The organism is Pseudomonas sp. HMWF021, assembly GCF_003061005.1.
Taxonomy (GTDB): domain Bacteria; phylum Pseudomonadota; class Gammaproteobacteria; order Pseudomonadales; family Pseudomonadaceae; genus Aquipseudomonas.
Map to the genome: position 1 here is coordinate 1 of NZ_QAIK01000011.1, position 6,930 is coordinate 6,930.

Consider the following 6,930-nt stretch of genomic DNA (forward strand, 5'->3'; position numbering starts at 1 on the left):
AGCGACAGACAGAGACTAGAAAGCGCGCGTCCGACGGACAACCTGAAAACCTTGTGGGAAGGCTCCGTCGCCCTCACACACCCTTAAACACAAAACACTTCCCCTGTAGGAGCTGCCGAAGGCTGCGATCTTTTGACTTTGGCTTTTTAAAATCAAAGGCAAGATCAAAAGATCGCAGCCTTCGGCAGCTCCTACAGGTGAGTACGGCATCAGATAGAGATTGGTCGGCTGACAGGCCGCCATCGCTGGCAAGCCAGCTCCCACATTTTTGACTTGTGAACACCCCATGCGGCGCAGCCGCCCCACTCCAGGATGAGCGCAAGCTCGGCTGCCGCTCTTGATCTTGATCCACGGGGCGACGTCGGAAGGCTGAGTGGAGGGATTGATCCGGGGGTGGGAGCGCAGCGACCGTTTGGCGCAGCCAAACACAGCGAGAGGAGGTGCAGCGAAGCAAACCGGAGGCGCTGCGCCCGGATCAGTCCCGCAGCGAAGGGACCCCGAGCCCCAGCGAGCGGGCCGAACGCAGGAGCAAGCCTTTTTGGTTACTTTTTACTGGGCCGGCTTCCGGGCGTCTGGAAAAAGTGACCCGCCGTAAGGGCGGAACCGCCAGCAGCAACACCCGAAGAAACGGATATTCACTCAGCCAGACAGAGCATTGGTCGCCTGTCAGGGCGCCATCGCGAGCAGGCTCACTCCTACAGAAAAGCAAATCGCAGGCAACAAAAAACCCGCAGACAATCACTCATCTGCGGGTTTCTCGTTCCAGGCAAAAAGATCAGAAATCCTCCAGCCGCCACACCTCATAAGCCGGCGTCTCGTAAGGGTGGCTCAACTTAAGAGCAGCCACCACCTCACGAATCAACTCATCACACACCACAAGCTCAACCTTCCATTCCTCAACCCGCTCAACCCGCCCCGCCTCACCAATGAACGGCTGACTGCCGTCCAAAGGCCGAAACTGACCAGACCCGAGCACCTGCCAGGCACAGTGGTCATAGGCCCCGATCCGCCCACCACCGGCAGCGAATACAGCCTCCTTGACCACCTCGACATGACTGTCGGGAACAAAAAACCCGAGCTTGTACACAGGCCTCAGTTCACCCAGACGCGCGCGTTACGGAACATGCGCATCCATGGTGCATCCTCGGTCCAGTCTTCCGAACGCCACGAGTTCTGCACCGCGCGGAACACCCGCTCCGGGTGCGGCATCATGATCGTCACGCGACCGTCGCGGCTGGTAAGGCCGGTGATCCCGCGCGGCGAACCGTTCGGGTTGGCCGGGTAAGCTTCGGTGACCTTGCCGTGGTTGTCGACGAAACGCATCGCCACGCAACCGGACAGATCGGCTTCCAGCAGTGCCTCTTCGCTGGAGAACTCGGCATGACCTTCACCGTGCGCGATGGCGATCGGCATACGCGAACCGGCCATGCCCTGCAGGAAGATCGAGTTCGATTCCTGGATCTGCACCATCGCCACGCGCGCTTCGAACTGCTCGGAGCGGTTGCGCACGAAGTGCGGCCAGAACTCGCTGCCCGGGATCAGCTCGTGCAGGTTGGACATCATCTGGCAACCGTTGCACACGCCGAGGGTGAAGCTGTCGTTACGCTCGAAGAAGCCCTGGAACGCATCGCGGGCACGGCTGTTGAACAGCGCCGACTTGGCCCAGCCTTCACCGGCGCCGAGGACGTCGCCGTAGGAGAAACCACCGCAGGCCACCAGGCCTTTGAACTCGTTCAGGTCGACACGGCCAGCGAGAATGTCGCTCATGTGCACGTCGATCGCGTTGAAACCGGCGCGGTCGAACGCGGCCGCCATTTCCACCTGACCGTTGACGCCCTGCTCACGCAGCACGGCAACCTGTGGGCGGATGCCTTTCTTGATGTAAGGCGCGGCGATGTCCTGGTTGACGTCGTAGCTCAGCTTGACGCTCAGGCCCGGGTTGTCTTCTTCCAGCAGCGCGTCGAACTCTTGCTCGGCGCAGTCGGCGTTGTCGCGCAGACGCTGGATCTGATAGCTGGTCTCGGCCCACTGACGTTGCAGCAGACGACGCTGGCCTTCGAACACGGTGTCACCGTTGAAGGTGATGTTGATCTGGCCGTTGTTGATCGGCTGACCGATCACCGACACGCAGTCGCCCAGACCGGCGGCGCTGAACTGCGCGAGGATGTCCGGGGTGGCGTCCTGGCGAACCTGAATCACCGCACCCAGTTCTTCGTTGAACAGGATTGCGGCGATTTCTGCCGAGTTTTCGGCAACGCTGTCCAGGTTCAGGCTCAGACCGCAGTGGCCGGCGAAGGCCATTTCCACCACGGAGGTCAGCAGACCACCGTCGGAACGGTCGTGGTAAGCCAGCAGGTGACCGTCGGCGTTGAGGCCCTGGATCACCGCGAAGAAGGCCTTCAGGTCTTCGGCGTCATCGACGTCCGGCGCGTGTTTGCCGAGCTTGCCGTGCACCTGGGCGAGGATCGAGGCGCCCATACGGTTCTGACCGCGACCGAGGTCGATCAGGATCAGGTCGGTGGTGCCCTTGTCCATGCGCAGTTCCGGGGTCAGGGTCTGACGGATGTCAGCCACTGGGGCGAAACCGGTCACGATCAGCGACATCGGCGAGGTCACGGTTTTTTCTTCGCCGTTGTCGTTCCAGCGGGTGGCCATGGACATCGAGTCCTTGCCGACCGGGATGGTGATGCCCAGCTCAGGGCACAGCTCCATGCCGACCGCTTTCACGGTGTCGTACAGGCGCGCGTCTTCGCCCGGGTGGCCGGCAGCGGACATCCAGTTCGCCGACAGCTTGATGTCGGAGATCTTGTTGATGCGCGAAGCGGCGATGTTGGTCAGGGTTTCGCCGATGGCCATGCGGCCCGACGCCGGAGCGTCCAGCAGCGCCAGCGGAGTCCGCTCGCCCATGGCCATCGCTTCACCGGTGTAGACGTCGAAACTGGTGGCGGTGACGGCCACGTCCGCTACCGGCACCTGCCATGGGCCGACCATCTGGTCACGGGCCACGAGGCCGGTGATGGTGCGGTCGCCGATGGTGATCAGGAAGCTTTTGCTCGCCACGGCCGGGTGATGCAGGACGCGCTCGATGGATTCGCTGATGTCGAGGTTCGACGGATCGAAATCATCGCCCAGCTCGGCTTCGCGAACCACCGAACGGTGCATGCGCGGGGCCTTGCCCAGCAACACTTCCAGCGGCATGTCCACCGGATTGTTGCCGAAGTGGCTGTCGGTCACGGTCAGTTGCGGCTCGGCAGTGGCTTCGCCGACCACGGCGAACGGGCAACGCTCACGTTCGCAGATCGCCTGGAAGCGCTCGAAGTCGGCCGGGCCGACCGCCAGAACGTAACGTTCCTGGGATTCGTTGGACCAGATTTCGTGCGGGGCCATGCCCGGCTCGTCGTTGGGAATGTTGCGCAGTTCGAAACGGCCACCACGGTCGCCGTCGTTGACCAGTTCCGGGAAGGCGTTGGACAGACCGCCCGCACCCACGTCGTGGATGAAGCTGATCGGGTTCTTGTCACCCAGTTGCCAGCAACGGTCGATGACTTCCTGGCAGCGACGCTCCATCTCAGGGTTTTCACGCTGTACGGAAGCAAAATCCAGATCCGCCGAGCTGGTGCCGGTGGCCATCGAGGACGCGGCGCCGCCGCCCAGACCGATGAGCATCGCCGGGCCGCCGAGCACGATCAGCTTGGAGCCGACGACGATCTCGCCTTTCTTGACGTGTTCTTCACGGATGTTGCCCATACCGCCAGCCAGCATGATCGGCTTGTGGTAACCACGAACTTCGTCACCGTGCGGGGTGGTGATCGATTGTTCGAAGGTACGGAAGTAGCCGGTCAGGGCCGGACGACCGAATTCGTTGTTGAACGCGGCGCCGCCCAGCGGGCCTTCGATCATGATGTCCAGCGCGGTAACGATGCGCTCAGGCTTGCCGTACGGCACTTCCCACGGCTGTTCGAAGCCCGGGATCTGCAGGTTGGACACGGTGAAACCGGTCAGGCCGGCCTTTGGCTTGGCGCCACGGCCGGTTGCACCTTCATCACGGATCTCGCCACCGGAACCGGTGGACGCGCCCGGGAACGGGGCGATCGCGGTCGGGTGGTTGTGGGTTTCGACCTTCATCAGGATGTGCACCGGCTCCTGCACCGCGCCGTACTGGCGGGTTTCCGGGTCCGGGAAGAAGCGGCCGGCGACGTTGCCGACGATCACCGAAGCGTTGTCCTTATAAGCGGACAGCACGCCTTCGTTGTGCATCTGGTAGGTGTTCTTGATCATGCCGAACAGGCTTTTTTCCTGGCTCTCGCCATCAATATCCCAACTGGCGTTGAAGATCTTGTGGCGGCAGTGCTCGGAGTTGGCCTGGGCGAACATCATCAGTTCGATGTCGTGCGGGTTGCGCTTGAGACCGTTGAAGGCGTTGACCAGATAGTCGATCTCGTCTTCGGCCAGGGCAAGGCCCAGCTCGGTGTTGGCTTTTTCCAGCGCGGCGCGGCCGCCACCAAGAATGTCGATCGCGGTCAGCGGCTTCGGCTCGGCGTGGCTGAACAGACCGGCGGCCTGTTCCAGATTGTTCAGAACGATCTGGGTCATGCGGTCATGCAGCACGTCGGCAATCTGCTGGGCTTCGGTGTCGCTGAACTGGCCGGCGACGTAGAACGCGATGCCGCGCTCCAGACGCTGGATCTTGCTCAGGCCGCAGTTGCGGGCGATGTCGCTGGCCTTGCTCGACCATGGCGAGATGGTGCCGAAACGCGGCAACACCAGAAACAGACGACCGGTCGGCTCCTGTACCGGAACGCTTGGGCCGTACTTCAGAAGGCGCGCAAGCACCTGCTGTTCGTCGCCGGTCAGGACGCCGGTGACTTCGGCGAAGTGGGCGAATTCAGCATACAGGCCACTGACAGCTGGAACCTTCTGGCTCAGTTGCTCAAGGAGTTTGCTGTGGCGAAAGGCAGAAAGGGCAGGAGCGCCGCGCAGGATCAACATCTTCGGGACAGCCTCGGGAAGGGGTGTGCTTTGAGGCCGTGCATTCTAGCCTAAACCGCCCTCAACATCACCCGAAACGCTACGCACGGTTGCACTCGGATATCAATCTGTGTTTCTGCCTTTGAAGTCAAATTTCAAGGGTGTGCGAGCAGCGCTTATTTTTTCTGTCACAAAATGCCGTTCAGCCCCATTCCTGCGGGGTTTCGTGCGGTTTTGTGATCTCTAGCAGACAAGCCGCTCACTGTCGAGATATGGCGCCCGCAGCCGTTTGCGTATACTGCGCAGATGTTTTTCCCAACGGCTTTGCGTCCGCGGTACGCCAAATGGCTGATCGCAACCGGACTCTTCCTGATGCTCGGTGGCTGTGTTGATAAACCCAACACACTCGAGCGCGTAAAGGAGGATGGTGTGCTGCGGGTGATTACCCGAAACAGCCCCGCCACCTACTTTCAGGATCGCAGCGGTGAAACCGGCTTCGAATACGAGCTGGTGAAGCGCTTCGCCGACGATTTGGGTGTGGAGCTGAAGATCGAGACCGCCGACAACCTCGACGATCTGTTCAACCAGATCGGCAAGCCGAACGGCCCGGTGCTGGCGGCGGCCGGTCTGGTCAGCAGCGATGAGCGCAAGAAACAGGTGCGCTTCTCCCACTCCTACCTCGAAGTCACCCCGCAGATCATTTATCGCAACGGCCAGTCGCGCCCGACCGACCCGGCTGATCTGGTTGGTAAAAAGATCATGGTGCTCAAGGGCAGCACCCACGCCGAACAACTGGCGGAGCTGAAAAAGAAGTTTCCGGGTATCGAATACGAAGAATCCGACGCTGTTGAAGTGGTCGACCTGTTACGCATGGTCGATGAAGGCCAGATCGACCTGACGCTGGTCGATTCCAACGAAGTGGCGATGAACCAGGTGTACTTCACCAACATCCGCGTGGCCTTCGACCTTGGCGATGCGCGCAGCCAGAGCTGGGCCGTGGCCGCCGGCGAAGACAACAGTCTGCTCAACGAGATCAACGCCTACCTCGACAAGGTGCAGAAAAACGGCACCCTGCAGCGCCTGAAAGACCGTTACTACGGCCACGTCGATGTCCTCGGCTACATGGGCGCCACCACCTTCGCCCAGCATTTGCAGCAACGCCTGCCCAAGTACGAACAGCACTTCAAGACTTACGCCAAGAAAGAGAAAGTCGACTGGCGCCTGCTCGCGGCCATCGGTTATCAGGAATCGCTGTGGCAACCTGCAGTCACCTCGAAAACCGGCGTGCGCGGCCTGATGATGCTGACCCAGAACACCGCGCAGGCCATGGGCGTGTCGAACCGTCTCGATCCCAAGCAAAGCATCATGGGCGGCGCCAAGTACCTGGCCTACATGAAGGATCAGCTCGACGATTCGATTCAGGAGCCGGACCGTACCTGGTTTGCGCTGGCGGCGTACAACGTCGGCAGCGGCCACCTGGATGACGCGCGCAAACTGGCGTCCCGCGAAGGCCTGAACCCGGACAAGTGGCTGGATGTGAAGAAGATGCTGCCTCGCCTGTCGCAGAAGCAGTGGTACAGCAAGACCCGCTACGGCTACGCCCGCGGCGGCGAGCCGGTGCATTTCGTGGCGAACATCCGTCGCTACTACGACATCCTCACCTGGGTGACCCAGCCGCAGCTTGAAGGCGATCAGGTGGCCGAGGGCAACCTGCATGTGCCGGGGATCGACAAGACCAAGCCGGCGCAGGAGCCTGCCCCGCTCTAAAAGCAAAAGATCGCAGCCTTCGGCAGCTCCTACAGGGGAACTCATATCCCTGTAGGAGCTGCCGAAGGCTGCGATCTTTTGATCTTTAGCCTCTGAGCGCAGCCGCCAGAATCAGCGCTTTCATTTCGGACACCGCAGACTTGAACCCGACGAACAACGCATGCGCCACCAGCGCATGGCCAATGTTCAGTTCGT

4 protein-coding genes are annotated in these 6,930 nt (G+C 61.3%); 1 reads left to right on the top strand and 3 read right to left on the bottom strand.

Going from position 1 to position 6,930, the window contains the following annotated elements:
* Window positions 1-775 precede the first annotated feature (775 nt).
* A complete protein-coding gene (locus DBR18_RS00920; RefSeq protein WP_108588920.1) occupies window positions 776-1,087 on the bottom strand; it encodes a YqfO family protein in 312 nt (103 codons plus the stop codon).
* 5 nt (window positions 1,088-1,092) lie between these two features.
* Window positions 1,093-4,989, bottom strand: a complete 3,897-nt coding sequence (gene purL, locus DBR18_RS00925) for a phosphoribosylformylglycinamidine synthase (protein ID WP_108588921.1) — start codon at window positions 4,987-4,989, stop codon at window positions 1,093-1,095.
* Window positions 4,990-5,274: 285 nt separating this feature from the next.
* Between purL and mltF the strand changes: the two genes are divergently transcribed.
* Complete coding sequence (gene mltF / locus DBR18_RS00930) at window positions 5,275-6,735, top strand: membrane-bound lytic murein transglycosylase MltF (RefSeq protein WP_108588922.1); 1,461 nt, start codon at window positions 5,275-5,277, stop codon at window positions 6,733-6,735.
* Window positions 6,736-6,820: 85 nt separating this feature from the next.
* Here mltF and DBR18_RS00935 read toward each other — a convergent pair whose 3' ends face one another.
* Complete coding sequence (locus tag DBR18_RS00935) at window positions 6,821-6,904, bottom strand: hypothetical protein (protein ID WP_371921058.1); 84 nt, start codon at window positions 6,902-6,904, stop codon at window positions 6,821-6,823.
* Window positions 6,905-6,930: the final 26 nt, after the last annotated feature.

What these genes read in the sequence shown, in the direction of transcription:
- purL (WP_108588921.1), bottom strand. Translation starts at nt 4,989, where the DNA reads ATGTTGATCCTGCGCGGCGCTCCTGCCCTTTCTGCCTTTCGCCACAGC.
- mltF (WP_108588922.1), top strand. Translation starts at nt 5,275, where the DNA reads ATGTTTTTCCCAACGGCTTTGCGTCCGCGGTACGCCAAATGGCTGATC.